Source organism: Micrococcus sp. 140720015-1 (assembly GCF_053627595.1).
This window is the reverse complement of sequence record NZ_JBSEYC010000003.1, coordinates 157,544-175,366: the sequence shown is the minus strand read 5'-3', so window position 1 is coordinate 175,366 and position 17,823 is coordinate 157,544. Positions and strand designations below refer to the sequence as shown.

Annotated in this window: 13 protein-coding genes; 5 read left to right on the top strand and 8 right to left on the bottom strand. The window is 72.3% G+C overall.

Going from position 1 to position 17,823, the window contains the following annotated elements; genetic code table 11:
* Window positions 1-24 precede the first annotated feature (24 nt).
* The 3 genes from ACUXPL_RS06305 to ACUXPL_RS06295 form a co-directional block, all read right to left on the bottom strand.
* Window positions 25-2,163, bottom strand: a complete 2,139-nt coding sequence (locus ACUXPL_RS06305; RefSeq protein WP_454182622.1) for an acyltransferase family protein — start codon at window positions 2,161-2,163, stop codon at window positions 25-27.
* A gap of 145 nt (window positions 2,164-2,308) precedes the next feature.
* Window positions 2,309-2,608: a DUF7218 family protein gene (locus ACUXPL_RS06300; protein WP_049145041.1), complete on the bottom strand. Its 300-nt coding sequence runs from the start codon at window positions 2,606-2,608 to the stop codon at window positions 2,309-2,311.
* Between the two features lie 52 nt (window positions 2,609-2,660).
* Window positions 2,661-4,112 carry a CCA tRNA nucleotidyltransferase gene (locus tag ACUXPL_RS06295; protein WP_049158932.1) on the bottom strand — a complete coding sequence of 484 codons (1,452 nt, stop codon included), beginning with the start codon at window positions 4,110-4,112 and terminating at the stop codon, window positions 2,661-2,663.
* Window positions 4,113-4,177: 65 nt separating this feature from the next.
* On the opposite strand from ACUXPL_RS06295, the gene ACUXPL_RS06290 reads away from it, so the two are divergent.
* From ACUXPL_RS06290 to trxA, 5 genes are all read left to right on the top strand, one after another.
* Window positions 4,178-4,789 carry an NUDIX hydrolase gene (locus tag ACUXPL_RS06290; RefSeq protein ID WP_049158930.1) on the top strand — a complete coding sequence of 204 codons (612 nt, stop codon included), beginning with the start codon at window positions 4,178-4,180 and terminating at the stop codon, window positions 4,787-4,789.
* Window positions 4,790-4,835: 46 nt separating this feature from the next.
* The gene (murJ, locus tag ACUXPL_RS06285) at window positions 4,836-6,689 is read left to right on the top strand and encodes a murein biosynthesis integral membrane protein MurJ (RefSeq protein ID WP_454182620.1); all 1,854 of its coding nucleotides are present in this window, start codon (window positions 4,836-4,838) and stop codon (window positions 6,687-6,689) included.
* A 65-nt stretch (window positions 6,690-6,754) separates the two neighbouring features.
* Complete coding sequence (locus ACUXPL_RS06280) at window positions 6,755-8,929, top strand: hypothetical protein (RefSeq protein ID WP_454182618.1); 2,175 nt, start codon at window positions 6,755-6,757, stop codon at window positions 8,927-8,929.
* A gap of 148 nt (window positions 8,930-9,077) precedes the next feature.
* Window positions 9,078-10,079, top strand: a complete 1,002-nt coding sequence (trxB, locus tag ACUXPL_RS06275) for a thioredoxin-disulfide reductase (RefSeq protein WP_454182616.1) — start codon at window positions 9,078-9,080, stop codon at window positions 10,077-10,079.
* Window positions 10,080-10,110: 31 nt separating this feature from the next.
* Complete coding sequence (trxA, locus tag ACUXPL_RS06270) at window positions 10,111-10,500, top strand: thioredoxin (protein ID WP_328832748.1); 390 nt, start codon at window positions 10,111-10,113, stop codon at window positions 10,498-10,500.
* A 117-nt stretch (window positions 10,501-10,617) separates the two neighbouring features.
* On the opposite strand, the gene ACUXPL_RS06265 is transcribed toward trxA, so the two are convergent.
* The 5 genes from ACUXPL_RS06265 to yidC all read right to left on the bottom strand — a co-directional run bounded on the left by ACUXPL_RS06265 (window position 10,618) and on the right by yidC (window position 17,821).
* Window positions 10,618-11,991, bottom strand: a complete 1,374-nt coding sequence (locus ACUXPL_RS06265) for a ParB/RepB/Spo0J family partition protein (protein WP_454182614.1) — start codon at window positions 11,989-11,991, stop codon at window positions 10,618-10,620.
* A gap of 2,507 nt (window positions 11,992-14,498) precedes the next feature.
* Entirely contained in the window at window positions 14,499-15,443 is a 945-nt protein-coding gene (locus ACUXPL_RS06260; protein WP_454182612.1) for a ParA family protein, read from the bottom strand.
* Window positions 15,444-15,517: 74 nt separating this feature from the next.
* Window positions 15,518-16,243, bottom strand: a complete 726-nt coding sequence (rsmG, locus tag ACUXPL_RS06255) for a 16S rRNA (guanine(527)-N(7))-methyltransferase RsmG (RefSeq protein WP_454182610.1) — start codon at window positions 16,241-16,243, stop codon at window positions 15,518-15,520.
* Window positions 16,236-16,820, bottom strand: a complete 585-nt coding sequence (locus ACUXPL_RS06250) for a Jag family protein (RefSeq protein ID WP_135039754.1) — start codon at window positions 16,818-16,820, stop codon at window positions 16,236-16,238. The genes rsmG and ACUXPL_RS06250 overlap by 8 nt, the downstream gene beginning before the upstream one ends.
* A gap of 2 nt (window positions 16,821-16,822) precedes the next feature.
* Window positions 16,823-17,821 (bottom strand): membrane protein insertase YidC, encoded by a 999-nt coding sequence (gene yidC, locus ACUXPL_RS06245; RefSeq protein ID WP_454182608.1) that lies wholly within the window; start codon window positions 17,819-17,821, stop codon window positions 16,823-16,825.
* Between the last annotated feature and the right edge of the window lie 2 nt (window positions 17,822-17,823).

Genomic DNA, 17,823 nt, shown 5'->3' with positions numbered 1-17,823 from the left:
CGCGTACCGCCCCGGCCACCGCGCTCAGCGCCGCGTGCCGAGCCGGTCCTCGATGGTGAGCCGGACGAGCTGGGCGTACATGGCCTGGCCGTCGGCGCGGGGGTGCACGCCGTCGGCGGAGAAGTCCGTGACGTGCTGCTTCGCCGCGGCGTCCCAGTCCGCCAGGACGATCCGGTCCGGGTGGGCCTCGGCCTGCGCCTCCATCTGCACCTGCACGTCCGCGATCCAGTCCATCGGGCCGTGCGGCACCACGAGCACGAGCAGCCGGTCCTCGCCGACGGCCGCCAGGATCTTCTCCCAGTCGCCCCGATGGGTGGTGCCGTTGGCGCCCAGGGCCACCACGACGACGTCGCTCAGCTGGCCGTCCGCCTCGAGCTTCTCGAGCTCGTCCGCGGCGTCCCAGATCTGGTAGCCCACCTCCGCCTCGAGCAGCATCCCCGGCAGCTGCTCCATGAGCTGGGGCGCGGCCGAGAGCGAGACGGAGTCGCCGATCAGGGTGACGTCCGGGCCGAGCTCAGACGGCGGCAGGGCCGCGGTGAGCTGCTCCTTGGAGTACGTGGGGCGCGTGACGGCCGGGTCGCCGAGCCCGAGCCCGGACGGCTCGGCGGACGATCCGGGCGAGGGCGTCGCGCCGGCGGAGCCCTCCGCGTCCCCGGGGGCGGCCGAGCCGGGTGCCCCCGAGGCCGACGCCTCGGCCCGCTTCGACTGCTCCGCCGCACGGGACTCGCGGGCCGCCTGCTGCGCCGCCTCGGCGGCCTTGAGGGACTCCTCCGCCTGGGCGATGTCCTGCTCGAGCTGGGTCTGCGCGGGCGAGTGCACCACGGCGGCCACGGCCGCCGCGGGCACGGCCACGAGCCCCAGCGCCGTGGCGGCGGCCGCGAGCCGGCCGATCGGCCCGGCCCCGCCCGTGAACGCCCGCCGCGCGGCCGCGCCCCAGCGGCCGAAGGCGCCCCTGAACCCCTCGTGGAGGATGGGCTCCTCGATCAGCCGGGTGCTCAGGTCGGCGATCAGGGCGGTCAGCAGCAGGATCGCGCCGGCGGCCACGGGCTCGACCCACCCGGGGGCGTCCACGGGCACCATCACGCGCATGATCACGAGCAGCGGCCAGTGCCACAGGTACGCGGCGTAGGAGCGGCGCCCCCACCAGCGCAGGAACCCGTTGCCCAGCACGCGCGAAAGCGAGTCGCGCCGGTCACCCTGCACCACGTGCCAGACGATGAACGCGACGACGGCGGACAGGCCCGCCAGCACCCCGCGGTACGTGCTCGCGTGGCCGCCGTCGACCAGGGCGAAGCCCGCCGCGAGCACCGCGACGGCGCCCCACGCGACGGCCACCCGCGTGGCCGAGGTCCGCGGCTCGGGGCCGCCGTGCTCGGGCCGGGGCACGTGGGCCAGGCCGATCGCCACGCACGCGCCGAACAGCAGGCCGAAGGCGTGGGTGTCCGTGCCGAAGTAGAGGCGGGCCTGCTCGAACCCGTGCCACGAGCCCCAGGCCATCCACGCCGCGGAGGCCACGGCCGCGACCGCGACCGCGAGGATGCGGCGTCGGTCCGCCACCCGCCCCGAGTTCACCGTGCTGCGCGGCGGCCAGGTGAGCAGGAGCAGCCCCCAGAGGAGCAGAGGCCAGAGGATGTAGAACTGCTCCTCGATCGCCAGGGACCACAGGTGCTCGAACAGTGGCGGCGAGGCGCGGTTGAAGTAGTCCCCGCCCTGCAGGATCATCACCCAGTTGCTGGTGTAGGTCAGGGCGCCGAACCATTGGCGGCCCAGGCCCGCGGGGAACTCGTCCACCGCCAGCCACGCGAGCGCGGTGGTGCCCACGAGCGCCATCAGCATGGCCGGGATGAGTCGCCGGACGCGCTTCATCCAGAAGGTGCCCAGCGCCACGCCCCGGCCCGCGTCCACACCGCGGACCAGGCCGGTGGTGATGAGGAAGCCGGAGAGCACGAAGAACATGTCCACGCCCACGAACCCGCCGCGCAGGAACGTGGGCCAGGCGTGGAAGACGAGCACGGCGAGCACCGCGATCCCCCGCAGCCCGTCGAGGGCGGTCACCCGGCCGGGGCCGCGGCTGACCCGCGTGCCGACCTTGACGGCGGGCACGCCGTCCTGGGGCGACAGGGCATGGCGGGGCACGGGCGCGGTGCGCTGGTCGGAACTCACAGCGGTCGATCATTCCATCCGGACCTGGATGGGCCAAAGCCTCCGGCCATCCCCCACCCACCCACCGCGTTGGGGGCGGTTTCCGGCGGTATTCCGCTCCCAAAGCACCGGGTTCTGCCCCCGGAAGCGGGGGTGCGGGCGCCGGTCAGTGGTCGCGCAGCGCCTCGATGAGCTCGTCCTTGGTCATGGTGGAGCGGCCCTCGATGTCGAGTTCGCGGGCCCGCTTCGCGAGCTCGTCCTTGGTCCAGTCCGCGTAGGAGCCGGCCTCGCCGCCACGCTCGGCGACCTCGTCCCGGCCGTCCCGGGCGGAGGCGTTGGCGATCCGCGCGGCCTTCTCCTCGCTCGCGCCCTCGCGGCGCAGCGCCTCGTAGACCTCGGGGTCCTTGATGTTGGAGGTGCCGGGGCCCATGGGGGCGCCGTTCTTCTCGGTCTTCTTCTCAGCCATGCGGCCAGTGTGGTCCCGGCCCGACGACGGGTGGAAGGTCCGCCGCGCCGCCTCAGTCCTGCTGGGCCTCCGGCTGCTCGGCCCACCAGCGCCGCAGCTCCGCCTCGGCCTCGGCCGGCTCGTGCGGCCCCTCGTCCAGGCGCCACTCGAGCAGGTGGGTGTACGCCCGGCCCACCACCGGGCCCGGGCGGATCCCCAGCAGCGCCATGATCTGCTGCCCGTCCAGATCCGGCCGCACGGCGGCGAGCTCCTCGGCCTCGGCGATCTCGGCGATGCGCCGCTCGAGGTCGTCGTACGCATGGGCCAGCCGCTCGGCCTTGCGCCGGTTGCGGGTGGTCACGTCCGAGCGGGTCAGCGCGTGCAGGCGGGGCAGCAGGTCGCCGGCGTCGTGGGCGTACCGGCGGACGGCGGAGTCGGTCCAGCCGGCGTCGCCGTAGCCGTAGAACCGCATGTGCAGCTCCACCAGGCGGGCCACCGCCTTGATCGTGTCGTTGTCGAACTTCAGGGCGCGCAGCCGCTTGCGGACGAGCTTGGCGCCCACGGTCTCGTGGTGCCGGAAGGTGACGGCCCCGCCCTTCTCGAAGCGACGCGTGGCCGGCTTGCCGACGTCGTGCAGCAGCGCCGCCAGGCGCAGCACGGGGTCGGGGGTCGACGGCGCGTACTCGCCCTCCAGCTCCATGGCCTGCTCCAGCACGGTCAGGGAGTGGGCGTAGACGTCCTTGTGGCGGTGGTGCTCGTCCGACTCGAGCTGCAGGGCGGGCAGCTCGGGCAGGACGTGGTCGGCCAGGCCGGTGCGCACGAGCAGGTCGAGGCCGGCCCGCGGGTGCGCACCGCACACGAGCTTGACGAGCTCCTCGCGCACGCGTTCGGCGGAGATGATCGTGATCCGCTCGGCCATCGCGGTCATGGCCTGCTCCACCTCGGGGGCCACGGCGAAGCCGAGCTGGGAGGCGAAGCGGGCGGCGCGCATCATGCGCAGCGGGTCGTCGGAGAAGGAGTCCTCGGGGGTGCCGGGGGTGCGCAGCACGCCGGCGTGCAGGTCCCGCATGCCGCCGAAGGGGTCCACGAGCTCGAGGGCGGGCAGGCGCAGGGCCATGGCGTTGACGGTGAAGTCGCGGCGCAGCAGGTCGTCCTCGAGGCTGTCGCCGAAGGCCACCTGCGGCTTGCGGCTGGCCGGGTCGTACTGCTCGGCCCGGTAGGTGGTGACCTCGAGCTGCCAGCCGGCCTTGCGGAAGCCGATGGTCCCGAACCGCCGCCCCACGTCCCACGTGGCGTCCGCCCAGCCGGCGCCGACGGCCTCGGACGCGTCCGGGTCGGCGTCCGTGGTGAAGTCCAGGTCCGGCGACGGCCGCCCCAGGAAGAGGTCGCGGACCGGGCCGCCCACCAGGGAGAGCTCGTGGCCGGCGGCCTCGAACCTCCGCCCCAGCTCCACGACGACGGCGGGCAGGGTGGCGTCCGCGGGGAAGCCGGGGGGCAGCGCGTGGGTGGCGGTGGTCAGATCCATGATGCCTACAAGGGTGCCAGACGGTCCCGGCACGGGTTCGCGCGGGCCGGGCTAGAGTTGACGGCATGACCCGCCCCGATCCCTCCGCGCACCGGGGCGCCCCCCTGCCCTCCGCGCTGGGGGCGTGGCGTCGCCGGCCGCAGCCGCCTCTGCGCCCCGTCACCTCGGCCCCCGCGGGACCCCGTTCCGCCGGTGCCGCCTCCCTGCCCACGGTGGAGGAGGTCTCCGCCGGCGGCGTCATCGTCCGCGAGCACGACGGCGGCCTCGAGGTGGCCGTGATCGCCCGCTACAACCGCGGTGGCCGGCTCGAGTGGTGCCTGCCCAAGGGCCATCCCGAGGGCGAGGAGGACCACCGGCAGGCGGCCGTGCGCGAGGTGGAGGAGGAGACCGGGATCGCCGGCCACATCCTCGAGCCGCTCGGCGCGATCGACTACTGGTTCACGGTCGCCCGGCACCGCGTCCACAAGACCGTGCACCACTTCCTGCTGCGCGCCACGGGCGGCGAGCTGACCACGGAGAACGACCCGGACCACGAGGCCGTGGACGTCGCGTGGGTGCGCCTCGAGGACGTCGCCCGCCGCCTCTCCTTCGCCAACGAGCGCCGGATCGTCGACCTGGCCCGCCAGGTGGTCGACCAGCACTTCCCCCCGGGCCGTGCCCGGGGCCCCCGCCCCTGATCCGCCGCCCCCGGCACGGGGCCTTCCGACCACGATTGGGTGACCCTTGAGCAGCAGACCCGCCCCGCGCCGAGCGCAGGACCCCGCCCACGCCGGCGTCGCCGACGAGGAGCCGACGACGACGGACCCCGCCCCCGCCACGGATCCGGCCGCCCCGCCCGCGGCGGACCCCGGGGACGAGACCCCCGAGGGCGAGCGCCGCGCCGGCCGGTCCACCGCGATCATGGCCTCGGGCACGCTCCTCTCCCGCGTGCTGGGCCTCGTCCGTGCGACGCTGGTGACAGTGGCGATCGGCCTGTCCGCGGACATGGCCGACATCTTCGAGATCGCCAACTCCCTGCCGAACGTGATCTACCTGCTCCTGGTGGGCGGCGTGTTCAACGTGGTGCTCGTGCCGCAGCTGATCAAGCACGCCCGCGACGCCGACCGGGGCGCGGACTACACCTCCCGCCTGATGACGCTCGGCACGCTCGTGATGCTCGCCGGCACGGTGGTGGTCATGCTGGCGGCGGCCCCGCTCATGACGGCCCTGACCCGCGGCTGGTCGCCGGAGAAGCTCGAGATGGCCACCGTGTTCGCCCTGTGGTGTCTGCCCCAGGTGTTCTTCTACGGCATGTACGCGCTGGTGGGGCAGGTCCTCAACGCCAACGGGCGCTTCGGCGCCTACATGTGGGCGCCGGTGCTGAACAACGTCGTCGCGATCGGCGCGATCGTGCTGTATCTGGGCATGTTCGGGGCGTACCGGGCCGGGGACGACCTCGCCGGGTGGACGACCGCGCAGACGGTCGTGCTGGCCGGCGGCCACACCCTGGGCGTCGTGCTGCAGGCGGTGATCCTCTTCCTGCCGCTGCGCGGGCTCGGCCTGGGTCTGCGCCCGAAGTTCGGCTGGAAGGGCATCGGCCTGCGGGACACCGGCCGGATCGCCGGGTACACCCTGGTCACGATGGTCGCCACGAACGTGGTGCTCCTGCTGTGCCAGCGGTACGTCACCTCCGCCACGGAGGCCCGCGACCGCGGCGAGCTGCGCATCCCCGGCACGGAGACCTGGAGCGCCGAGATGGCGCAGGCGGCCATCCCCGGCGTGGCCGCGTACAACATGGCGATGCTGATGGCCGTGCTGCCCCACTCGGTGTTCGTGCTCTCCCTGGCCACCGTGCTCTTCAACCGGCTGGCCCGCGCCATGGGCCGCCAGGACATGTCCGCGGTGCGGCGCACGACGGCGCAGGGCCTGCGCGCGTTCACGGTGCCGCTGATGTTCTGCCTCGCCGGCGTGGTGGTCCTGGCGGGCCCCCTGGGCCGCGTCTTCGGCTCGACGGCCGAGACGGCGATGGTGGCCGGCATCGCGGTGGGCTCGGTCCTGCTCGCGCTGGCGCTGTCCATCCCGTTCCGCTCGGGCTCCTTCTACCTGCTGCGCGTGTTCTACGCGGCCGAGGACGCCAAGGTGCCGATGGTGGTCCAGGTCAGCGGCTCGCTCCTGATGCTGCTGCTCTCGTGGGCGGGCGCGATGCTGCTGCCGCTGTGGTCCATGGCCCTGTGGGTCGCGTTCGCCTCGTCCGTCTCGTACGTGTACCAGTTCGTCCTGACCCATGTGCTCACCGTGCGCCGGTTCGGGGACTACGGTCTCGCGTCCGTGCTGCGTGCCCACGTCCAGACCGGCCTGGCCGCGCTGGCCGCGGCGGCCGCGGGCGCCGTCGTCGTGTGGCTGCTGGGCGGGTACACCGGCGGGTTCGCGTGGAACTCCATCGGGACGGCGCTGCTCACGTGCGCGGTGGCGGCCGTGGCGATGGGGCCGGTGTACCTGGCGGTGCTGCGGGCCATGCGGTTCCCCGAGCTGGACGACGCCCTCCGGCCGCTCGTCGCCCGCGTGCCGGCGCTGGGCCGTCTGCTGCGCGTCGGCTGATTCCTGGCCGCGACGGCCGCGCCACGTATCATCGGATTCCGACCCCGTCGTCAGGAGAAGAGCCCGTGCCCCAGCCCATCGCCGTCGGCGCCGTCCTGGGCGGCCGCTATCGCATCACCCAGCACGTGGTGACGTCCGCGGACCAGGACATGGTGTTCCTGGGCACGGACCAGGTGCTCAACCGCCGCGTCACCGTGCTCGTGGCCTCCCGTGAGAACGCCACGCAGGTGGCCTCGTCCGCGCGGGAGCTGGCCACGGGCGAGCGCACCGACGACGTGCAGGTGCTCGACCTGGGCCTGTCGGAGGGCCGCACGTACCTGATCGCCGGCGGGGACCCCGACCCGGACGTCCTGCTGGGTCTGGCGTACCCGCAGGAGCTGTACGTGGAGCCGTTCCAGACGGACAGCCTCGGCTCCGAGCTGTTCGGCGAGTCGCGGACCGGAGACCCCCACGCCTACGACGACGACGAGGCGTACTACACCGACCTCGACCGCCGGCTCCGCGCGGACGAGGACGAGGCCCAGCGTCGTCCCGGGTTCCTGAACCGCCTCTCCGAGCGCCTCGCCGAGCGGGTCCGTCCCTCCGACGGCACCGCGGCGAAGGCGGCCGCCGGGGCGTCGGCCCTGGCCGCGGCGGACGCCGCCACCCGGAAGCAGCAGGAGGAGCGCGAGCGGGCGGAGCGGGAGGCCGCCGAGCGGGCCGAGCGGGAGCGCAAGGAGGCCGCCGAGCGCGCAGAACGAGAGCGCAAGGAGGCCGCCGAGCGCGCAGAACGAGAGCGCAAGGAGGCCGAGGAGAAGGCCCGCGCCGAACGGGAGGCCGCCGAGCGGGCCGAGCGGGAGCGCAAGGAGGCCGCCGAGCGCGCCGAACGCGAGCGTCGGGAGGCGGAGGAGCGTGCCGAGGAGGAACGCCGCGCCGAGGCCGAGCGCGCCCGTCGCCAGGCGGAGCAGGAGGCTGAGGAGCGGGCCGCGCGCGAGCGGGAGGCCGAGCAGGCCCGGCTGGCCGCGGAGCGGGAGGAGGCCGAGCGCCGCGAGCTCGAGCGCCGGGCCGAGGCCCGCCGTCGTGCCGAGGAGGAGCGGGCCCGGGAGGCCGCGGAGCGCGAGGCTGAGAAGCGCGCGGCCCAGGAACGCGAGGCCGCAGAGCGCGAGGCCCAGGCGGGCACCGCCGCACTCCCGGCCGTCGCGGCGGGGGCCGCCGCCGCGCAGGCCCCGGATGCCGATGCCGACGGGGCCACGCCGCCCACCGAGCCCGTCGAGTCCGTGGCGGCCGAGAAGACCGACCCGCCGGAGCCGGTCGCCCCGGACACCGAGGCGATCCCCGTGCGGCGCCAGCGCCCCGTCCCCCGCCGAGCGATCGTGGCCGAGTCCGCGCCGCCCGCCCACGAGGAATCCCGCGGCACGGAGGAGCCGGTGGCTGCCGGGGCCGGGGTCGCAACGGCAGCGGGCGCCGCGGCTGCCGGTTCGACGGCCGCCGCCGCGGCTCCGGATGCCCAGGCCGCCCCGGCCACCACCGGGGGCGGCGACGGCGCCACGGTGGCCGACCCGGGCGACGGCCACGGCCGCACGCGCGGCGGCGGTCCGCTGGCCCTGCTCCTCGTGCTCGGCCTGCTCGCCGCACTCGTCGTGGGCGGGGTGCTGCTGGCCCAGAACCTGCGCGGCGGGCCGGCCCCGCAGGCCGCGGCCGAGTCGTCCGAGTCCGCGTCGTCCGGGTCCGCATCGGAGACCTCGTCGCCGTCGGAGAGCACCAGCCCCTCCCCCACCCCGACCAGCGAGAGCGCCGCAGCCGCCCCGAAGGCCGCACAGGCCCTGCGCATGGTGCCGGACCTGCCTGAGCACGAGGTCGAGCACGACGGGGACCTGCCCAACCTCATCGACGGCGACCCCACCACCGTGTGGCGCACCTTCGCCTACACGCGGCCGAACTTCGGCGGCTATGTGGAGAGCATGAACCTCGTGGTCCAGCTCGAGGACCGCACCGAGGTGAACGAGGTGACCCTGCAGAGCACGGGGGCCACCGGCGGCGCCTGGTTCGCCTACATCGCCGACTCCCCCGAGGGCGCGAACGCCAAGGAGATCGGCAACGGCACCTTCGACCAGGACACCGTCTCCATCCCCGTGCCGTTCGAGGGCGCCGAGGCCGAGGCCGAGTACGTGATCGTCAGCCTCACCTCGCTGCCCCAGCTGGAGGGCACGACGTCGGACCTCCCGTTCGGCCTGCGCCTCGGCGAGATCGCCGTCCGCTGACCCCGCGCCCGGGCGACGGCGCGCCGGACCTACCGGCCGCCGTCGCCGGGCGTCGCTGCACCGCGGCCCCGACACCGCGGAATACCCGCCCGTGGCTCCGCCGTTGTCCTGGAGGAGCGCCCACCACCCCGATCCACTGGAGGAACCCGTGGCCCCCACCGCCCAGGACCAGAGCGTCCACAACGTCGTGATCGTCGGATCCGGCCCCGCCGGATACACCGCGGCGATCTACACCGCCCGCGCCGACCTCTCCCCCGTCCTCGTGGCCGGGGCGGTGACCGCGGGCGGCGAGCTGATGAACACCACCGAGGTGGAGAACTTCCCGGGCTTCCCGGAGGGTGTGCAGGGGCCCGAGCTGATGGCGAACCTCGAGGCCCAGGCCCGCCGGTTCAACACGGAGGTGGTCTACGACGACGTCGTGCAGGCCGACCTGACGTCGAACCCCAAGGTGCTCACGCTCGGCGACGGCACCCAGCTGCGCACCCACGCGGTCATCCTCACGACCGGCTCCGCCTACCGGAAGCTCGACGTTCCCGGCGAGGAGCGCCTCTCCGGCCACGGCGTCAGCTGGTGCGCCACGTGCGACGGCTTCTTCTTCCGCGAGCAGGAGATCGCGGTCGTCGGCGGCGGCGACTCCGCCATGGAGGAAGCCCTCTTCCTCACGAAGTTCGCGTCCAAGGTGACCGTGCTGGTCCGCAAGGACGAGCTGCGCGCCTCCAAGGTGATGGCCCACCGTGCCATGGAGAACGAGAAGATCGAGTTCCGCTGGAACACCGAGGTCACGGAGGTGACCGGTGACGACAAGGTCAACACCCTCCGCCTGCGGGACACCCGCACCGGCGAGGCGTCCACGCTGGACGTGACCGGCCTGTTCGTGGCCATCGGCCAGGACCCGCGCACGGACCTGGTGCAGGGCCAGGTGGAGCTCACGGAACACGGCACGATCCGCATCGACCATCCGTCCTCCCGGACCTCCCAGCCGGGCGTCTTCGCCGCCGGCGACGTCACGGACCACACCTACCGCCAGGCCGTCACCGCCGCCGGCTCGGGCTGCGTGGCCGCCCAGGACGTGGAGCACTACCTCGCGACCGTGGCCGATGTGGAGGAGGCCGCGCCGGCCGGCCCGGAGTCCGACGCGAACCCGGCATGAGCCACTGACTCATGACCCCTGACGGAGCGTCATGGGTCATGTCGATAACACCCCTGTCCACCCTCGTCAGACACAGAACAAACCCCAGGAGGCTGCCATGAGCACCATCACCGTCACCGACGCCGACTTCGACCAGAAGGTCCTCCAGTCCGAGCTGCCCGTCCTCGTGGACTTCTGGGCCGAGTGGTGCGGCCCGTGCCGCATGCTCGGACCCGTCCTGGAGGACATGGCCGTGGAGCACGAGGGCAAGGCCGTGATCGCCAAGCTCAACGTGGACGAGAACCCGGCCATCGCCGCGCGCTACGGCGTCACCTCCATCCCGCTCGTCGTGGGCTTCCAGAACGGTGAGAAGGTCGCCGAGTCCGTGGGCGCCAAGCCCAAGGCCGCGCTGGAGAAGGAGTTCTCGGCCCTGCTCGGCTGAGCCCCTCCCCCACTCACCACGACGGCCCCGTCACCCGAGAGGGTGACGGGGCCGTCGTGCGTTGATCTTCAGGACCAGCGGCGGGTGCCCGTGGACGCCGTCCGCGGGAAGTCCGGATCAGGACTTCTTGCCCTTCCCCTTGCCGTCCTGACCGCCCTGGATGAGGTCCATGATGCGGTTCAGGTCCTCCACGGTGGTGAAGTCGATGGCGATGCGGCCCTTGCGCGCGCCGAGGGTGATCTTCACGGCGGTGTCCAGGCGGCTGGTGAGCGCGGTGGCGTAGTGGTCCAGGCGCTCGTGGCGGGCGTCGTCCGTGCTGCGCCGCGGCGTGCGGCCCGGCCGGAGTCCGCCCTGCAGCTGCGCGACCGCCTCCTCCGTGGCCCGGACGGACAAGCCCTCCGACTGGATCCGCTGCGCCAGACGCTCCATGTCCGATGGGTCCGTGAGACCGAGCAGCGCACGAGCATGGCCGGCCGAGAGCGTGCCGGCGGCCACGCGGCGCTGCACGAGGGGCGGCAGCTTGAGCAGCCGCAGCGTGTTGGAGATCTGCGGACGGGAGCGGCCGATGCGCTGGGACAGCTCCTCCTGCGTGCAGGCGAAGTCCTCCATGAGCTGCTGGTAGGCGGCGGCCTCTTCGAGCGGGTTCAGCTGGGAGCGGTGCAGGTTCTCCAGCAGAGCATCCCGCAGGAGGTCCTGGTCCGGGGTCTGGCGGACGATCGCCGGGATGGTGTCCAGGCCGGCCTTCTGGGTGGCGCGCCACCGGCGCTCGCCCATGATCAGCTCATAGGGGGTGGGGCCGTCCACCTCGCGCACGACGATCGGCTGCAGGATGCCGACCTCGCGGATCGAGGTGACCAGTTCCGCCATGTGGTCCTCGTCGAACACCTCACGCGGCTGCCGCGGGTTGGGGTGGATGTCCCCCACCGGGATCTCCCGCAGGACCGCGATGTCCGCGGACACGGTCCCCTCGGCCGCGACGGGGTCCGCGGTCGAGTCCGCCGGTTCCTTCCTCGACGACGTCGTGGAGGTGGCACGCTTGCTGGGCGCCTTCACCGTCGGCATGGCCGGACGCCCCTTGGTCGACCGAGCCGCAGGTGCGTCCTCGGAATCTGCGGAGAAGAACACGTCCACGGGACGCTGAGCGGGTCGCGAGGCACGCTTCGACGAGGTGGTCCCTGTCTTCGTGGCGGACGTGGCGTTCCGGCCAGTCGTGGACGTTGATTTCCCGGCCTGCGTCGCTCGGCCCGCGGCCTTCCGCTGCGAGGCCGACGGGGCGGGCTCGCTGGACTCCCCTGACGTCTCGGTCGTCGTGGTGCTCCGCGTCGATGTCGTGGTGGTCTCCGATGCCGGCGCGGCCTTCGGGCCGCTCTTCGTCGGCGTCGGAGAGTCCTTCGGGGAGGATGCCTCGGCGTTCTCTTCCGGGGCTTCTACAGTGCTCTGGATCAGGGCGCCGAGGCCTCGCCCCAGGCCTCCTCGACGGCTCGTCTTCAACGGGTCCTCCTGCAGTGAGTGGGTCTGCGATCAGTGTAGGTGAGCGGCCTGGTCTCGATGGTCCCGAGCGACGGAAGACACTCCTCAAGGTGCACTGGCCCTGACTGCCGGGGGCGCGCGAGGGCCTGACACGCGCAAGGGCGCGGCGAGGTTCGGGCCTCGGTTCTGGCATGAGACGTCCGTACTGGGCCCGGACGGCAGGAGGTGGGCGCGCGGGCGGCACCTGCCGCGAGCGTGAGTGTTTCACGTGGAACACTACGAGGGGGCACTTCGGAAGGGTGCCGCTGCAATCCTCAAGACCTCCTCGTGTTCCCTCTTGAGGTTCACTCGTTTCACATGAAACGCGAGCCCGCGTCGACGAGCGGTGATATCCGAATCACGGTTGTTCGGTTTGTTTTCCATGTGCTCCCCGGACGATCAGCCCTCCGTGCGGACGGTACTCAGATTGCTGGCCACCCGCATGATGATGTGCTTCATCGGACGCGCAATGGCGGACCAGCAGCGAAGCACCCGTCCCACTCCCCCGCGGTGCGATGTGAACACTCGAATCACCGAACGGATGAGCTCGGCCTCCTCGTCGCTTCGCCGTCAGTGCTTTTCACACCCGCGCAGCTCACGAATTGACCGCTGCTTCACCGTCCGCGTTTCACGTGAAACACGGACGAGTCTGTCATCCACGTACGACATGAGTTCGGGTGGGCCACGTGCTCGCTCACCCGCGAGTCAGTGCCACATCCCTGCGCCATTCTCGGTCAGCTCGCTCCCGGCACGGATCGTGCGCTCCCTGGATCGCCCGCGATGGTGACCTCGCGGCACGGCCCTTTCACCCGAAGCCCGTTTCACGTGAAACGTATCGTTCGAAGATTCGACCGCACGCTCATGCCGTGGAAGCCCGCCCACAAGCAGGCCGCATCCCGAGGCCAGCGTGCGCAGGAGCCTCTATATCTTGAGAAGTTCAGGCTCGCCGCGTCGCTGCTGATACTGGCTCGATCTAGTGAGCCCCGATCGCCGGTCGTTCGGTTTCACGTGAAACGTGCTGGGCGGGAACGCCGGGTCGCGGGTCCCATGTCGGGGGAGCGTGCACCCACTTCCCCCGTTGACGGTACTGCTCGATGTGGTCGCCGATGTCACGGGCGGCAGTACAGTGACGAGGCCGGCGCTCCACCCGACCTACCGAATCCATTCGTCTTGTCAGCTGAGGCCGCCCATCAAAGTCTCAGGACCGCCTCGTGTGGAAACTGGGTCTTCAATGCTTCCACCCGCGTACAGCTGCGGTCAGGGACCGACGCTAGGGGAACGCGGACCACCGTGTTTCACGTGAAACCCCCGGCAACCGGCCGATTACTCGACGTCCTGGTTCCCACGTCGCTGCAAGCGACAGAACCACACGGCCCGCCCCATCCCGCACGGAGCCGCCGCGGGCTCCCCGGGGGGCCTCCACCGCAGTCACCATTCACACGCCGTCCCCGTGCCCAGCCGTCAGACGCCACAGGAGACTGAGCAGGGCTCATCAGCACCGCAGAGGTATCAACGGCCACACACCCTAGACGTCCCCTGTCCACAGATGTTGTCCACATATCAACATCGACGTTCGCTGGTGACCACGTCAAGACGCCTGTTGGCCAGCTCAACCACTTGTCTCTGTATACATTGGGGGCACACGACCGCTCTTCCTCACTGGAGGCTCTCTTTCTCCGCACACAGGAATGCACAGCAGAACTGTCCTTCAGGCGCCGCCAATCGGCCCCTCCAACTCAGGCGAATCACAGCAGACCACCTCGCCGCTTACGGGCCCTCTCGCACACACTGCCTGACAGACCGGCCGCGCACCCCCGCGACGGCACTCTGACTCGTGCTCCGCTCTGGCCCCCGATTCCCTGCACGTCACCGACGGCGAGGAGGTCCGACCGTGGGGGAGAGGGGGCACCCAGCCACGGCACCCGGCCTGCTCGACGGCTGCCTTCTCGGGGCTGCCACGAGCCCGCTTGAGGGCCAGGGACGGGCCATGCCCTGCACGTCCGCACCCGCCGGTTAGGACGTTCCCTACGAACCGCGCAGCTCCCGAGGCGCACCTCAACGCACGGTGCACCGCCGGCCGGCCATCACAGCCGCGGTCCCGCCCCGGGACGAAACCGTCCTCCCCGTGACTTCGTGCGTCGCCGCCCCCGGCTGCCCCCGCGCCTGGCGACAGATGCGCCCCGCCCACGACGGAGCGGCAGAGGGCTCGGCCCAGGTGAGGAGAGGGGAGCGCGTCAGACGGGAGCGTTCGAGCACGGGACCCCGCCCACCGTCCCGCCGCAGCGGCACGGCGCTCGCACCCTCGGAGACGGCCGTTTCACGTGAAACACGGACCCCGACATGCCCAGCGTTTCCGCTTGTCTTTTCACCCCTCATCTTCCGGGCCGCACTCACTCACGACGAAGCCCGCCGGAGGGAGCGATCCCCCGGCGGGCTTCGTCGTCGTCAGCAGCGCCATCCGGCGACCGCAGCAGCGGACCGCCTGCGCGTCAGCCCTTCACGGCCGGGGCACCACGGCCCGCGATCTCCGCGGCCGCCTCCCGGTACGCCACGGCGCCGGCCGAGGCCGGGTCGTAGGTCAGCACCGTCTGCTGATAGCTGGGGGCCTCGGAGATGCGGACGTTGCGGGGGATCGCGGTGTTCAGCAGCTGCTCCGGGAAGTGTGTCCGGACCTCCTCCGCCACCTGCACGGCGAGGTTGGTCCGCGCATCGAACATCGTCAGCAGGATGGTGCTCACCTGCAGGCGCGGGTTCAGGTGCTTCTGGATCATCTGCACGTTCTTGAGCAGCTGGGAGAGGCCCTCGAGGGCGTAGTACTCGGCCTGGATCGGGATGAGCACCTCCTCGGCCGCCACGAACGCGTTGACCGTCAGCAGGCCCAGGGACGGCGGGCAGTCGATGAACACGTAGTCCAGCCGCTCCTGGCCGTCCTCCTCGCGCCAGGCGGTGTACGCCTCGAGCGCCCGAGACAGTCGCTGCTCGCGGGCCACCAGCGAGACCAGCTCGATCTCGGCACCGGCCAGGTCGATGGTCGCGGGCACCACCTGCAGGCCGTCCACGTCCGGGGCGTCCTGCACGACGTCCTGGATCTCCATCTCGCCCAGGAGCACGTCGTACACGGAGGCGACGTCTCCGGTGTGGGGGATGTTCAGCGCGGTGGACGCATTGCCCTGCGGGTCGATGTCCACCACCATCACCCGCATCCCCGCGCGGGCGAGAGCCGCGGCCAGGTTGACCGTCGTCGTCGTCTTGCCGACGCCACCCTTCTGGTTGGACGTCGTGAACACGCGGGTGCGGTCGGGGCGCGTCAGACGGCGACGCTGGAGCCGCGCGGGCTCCTCGGCGTCGGCGCCGCCCCTCTCGGCGGTCCGGCCGGTCCACTTCTGGCGCAGGGCCCTCCAGGCCCCACCCCGGCTCTCCTGCTCCTGCGCCATGCGGCTCTACCTCCTGGGTCGCGGGTGTGCGGATCTGCTGCCGCCCGGCCCGTCCCGTCCCGGTGTGGGAGGGGTCAGCGGGGACGCGCGCTGACGCGCACGACGGTGGTGGTCTCGGGCAGCAGGCCCACGCCCACCGTGAGGATCTCGGGCTCGGCACCACCATACTTGCGCAGGACCTTGCGGGCGGCGGCGATCTCGTCGGCCGCGGAGCGGCCCTTGATCGCCAGCAGCTCCCCGGCGCCCTGCAGCATGGGCATGGTCAGGGGCACGAGGGTCTTCAGCGCGGACACGGCGCGGGCGGTCACGACGTCGACGTCGAGGTTCCCGGAGACCTGCTCGGCGCGGCCGCGGATCACGTCCACGTTCTCCAGACCGAGGTCGGCGACCACCATGTCCAGCCACTCCACGCGCCGCTCGAGCGGCTCGATGAGCAGGAACTGGCAGTCAGGGCGCGCGAGCGCGAGGCACAGGCCGGGCAGGCCCGCGCCGGAGCCGACGTCGGCCACGAGCGCGCCCTGCGGGAGGAGCTCCTCGACCACGGCGCAGTTCAGGACGTGGCGCTCCCAGAGACGGGGTGCCTCGCGCGGGCCGATCAGGCCCCACTCGATGCCGGTGTCCGCCAGGTGGGCCACGTACGCCTCGGCCCGGGGGAGGGCCTCGCCGAACAGCTCGACGGCGGCCGGCCGCAGCGCACCGGTCAGCGGCGGCGCCGGCTGTCCCACGGGCGCGGGGCGGTCGCCCCGGTCCTGCGGATCCAGCCCGGGGCGCCGCTCGTAGGCCGAGCCCCGCTCAGTCATCGGCGGAGATGACCACGTGCCGGCGGGCGCCCTCGCCCTCCGACTCGGAGGTCAGGCCGGCGTCCGCGACGACGTCGTGGACGATCTTGCGCTCGTACGCGCCCATGGGCTCGAGGTGCACGGGACCCTCGCCGGCGCGGACGCGCTCGACGGCCGCCTGGGCGGCGGTGCGCAGGGCGACGTTGCGGCGCTCCCGGTGCCCGCAGACGTCCAGGATCAGCCGGGAGCGGTGCCCCGTGGCGGCGAGCACGGCCAGCCGGACGAGCTCCTGCAGGGCCTCCAGGGTGCGGCCGTCGGGGCCGACGAGGCCGTCCAGGCGCTCGTCGTGGTCCTCGGAGACGACGGACACGTACGTGCGCCCGTCGCGGACCTCGATGTCGATGTCCCCGTCCAGGTCCGCGATGTCGAGCAGCTCCTCGACGTAGTCCGCGGCGACGTCGCCCTCCTCCTCGAGGCGGCGCACCGCCTCCGAGACGGCGGCATCGTCCTGCTCCGCGACGCGAGAGCCCTGGCCCGCGGGGGTCTCGACGACGGCGTCCTCGGCCTCGGCGGCCGGGGTCACGTTCTCGGCGGACATGCTCACTTCCTCCTGCGGTTCTTACGCTGGGGCTGGACGCGCTGACCCGACTGGCGGACGACCTCACCGTTCAGCACGGCGCCGCCGCGGCCCGCCTGGGTGTGCGCGGACGAGGGCGTGGCCTCGGCGTTCGACACCTTCTGGCCCACGGGAGGCAGGCCCTTGGCGGCGCGGCGCTCGTTGAGCTCCTTCTCGGCGAGGGAGCCCGGGGTCGGGTTGTTGCGGATGATCCACCACTGCTGGCCGACGGCCCAGAAGTTGGAGTAGGTCCAGTACAGGAGCACGCCGATCGGGAAGTTGATGCCGCCGATGCCGAAGATCAGGGGCATGGCGTAGAGCATGACCTGCTGCGTCTGCATCATCGGGCCGGTGAGGGCCTGCTGCGTCATGTTCTTCGTCATGAGCATCTTCTGCATGAAGAACATCGAGCCCGACATGAGCAGGATCAGCACGATCGCCGTGACGATCACGGGCGTGCTGCCCGGCGCGCCGAGCGAGTTCATGAAGGTGTCCGACATGCGGGCGCCGAAGATCGTGGAGCCCTCGAAGGAGCGGATCTGGTCCGCGGACAGGGCGTCCATGGCCTCGCCGCGCTCGGCCGCGCCGCGGGCGCCGATCAGCACCTGGTAGAGCGCGAAGAAGAACGGCATCTGGATCAGCAGCGGCAGGCAGGCGGCGAACGGGTTCGCCTTGTGCTCCTTCATGAGCGCCTGCTGCTCCAGGGCCATGGCCTGGCGGGACAGCTGGTCCTTCTTGCCCTTGTACTTGGCCTGCAGCTTCTGCAGCTCCGGCTGGATGGCCTGCATGGCGCGCTGCGCCTTGATCTGCTTGACGAACAGCGGGATCAGCAGGGTGCGGATGAGCACCACCAGCAGGAGGATGGACAGGGCCCACGTCCAACCGGAGTCCGCGGACAGGCCCGCGAACTCCAGGACGCTGTGGAACGCCCCGAGCAGCCAGGACATCAGCCAGCGGAACGGGGAGAGGATGGCTTCGAACATGG

Excerpts from the sequence above, each read along its gene's own strand:
- ACUXPL_RS06300 (WP_049145041.1), bottom strand. The coding sequence starts at position 2,608 with ATGGCTGAGAAGAAGACCGAGAAGAACGGCGCCCCCATGGGCCCCGGC.
- ACUXPL_RS06295 (WP_049158932.1), bottom strand. The coding sequence starts at position 4,112 with ATGGATCTGACCACCGCCACCCACGCGCTGCCCCCCGGCTTCCCCGCG.
- ACUXPL_RS06290 (WP_049158930.1), top strand. The coding sequence starts at position 4,178 with ATGACCCGCCCCGATCCCTCCGCGCACCGGGGCGCCCCCCTGCCCTCC.
- trxA (WP_328832748.1), top strand. The coding sequence starts at position 10,111 with ATGGGTCATGTCGATAACACCCCTGTCCACCCTCGTCAGACACAGAAC.
- ACUXPL_RS06260 (WP_454182612.1), bottom strand. The coding sequence starts at position 15,443 with ATGGCGCAGGAGCAGGAGAGCCGGGGTGGGGCCTGGAGGGCCCTGCGC.
- rsmG (WP_454182610.1), bottom strand. The coding sequence starts at position 16,243 with ATGACTGAGCGGGGCTCGGCCTACGAGCGGCGCCCCGGGCTGGATCCG.
- ACUXPL_RS06250 (WP_135039754.1), bottom strand. The coding sequence starts at position 16,820 with ATGTCCGCCGAGAACGTGACCCCGGCCGCCGAGGCCGAGGACGCCGTC.
- yidC (WP_454182608.1), bottom strand. The coding sequence starts at position 17,821 with ATGTTCGAAGCCATCCTCTCCCCGTTCCGCTGGCTGATGTCCTGGCTG.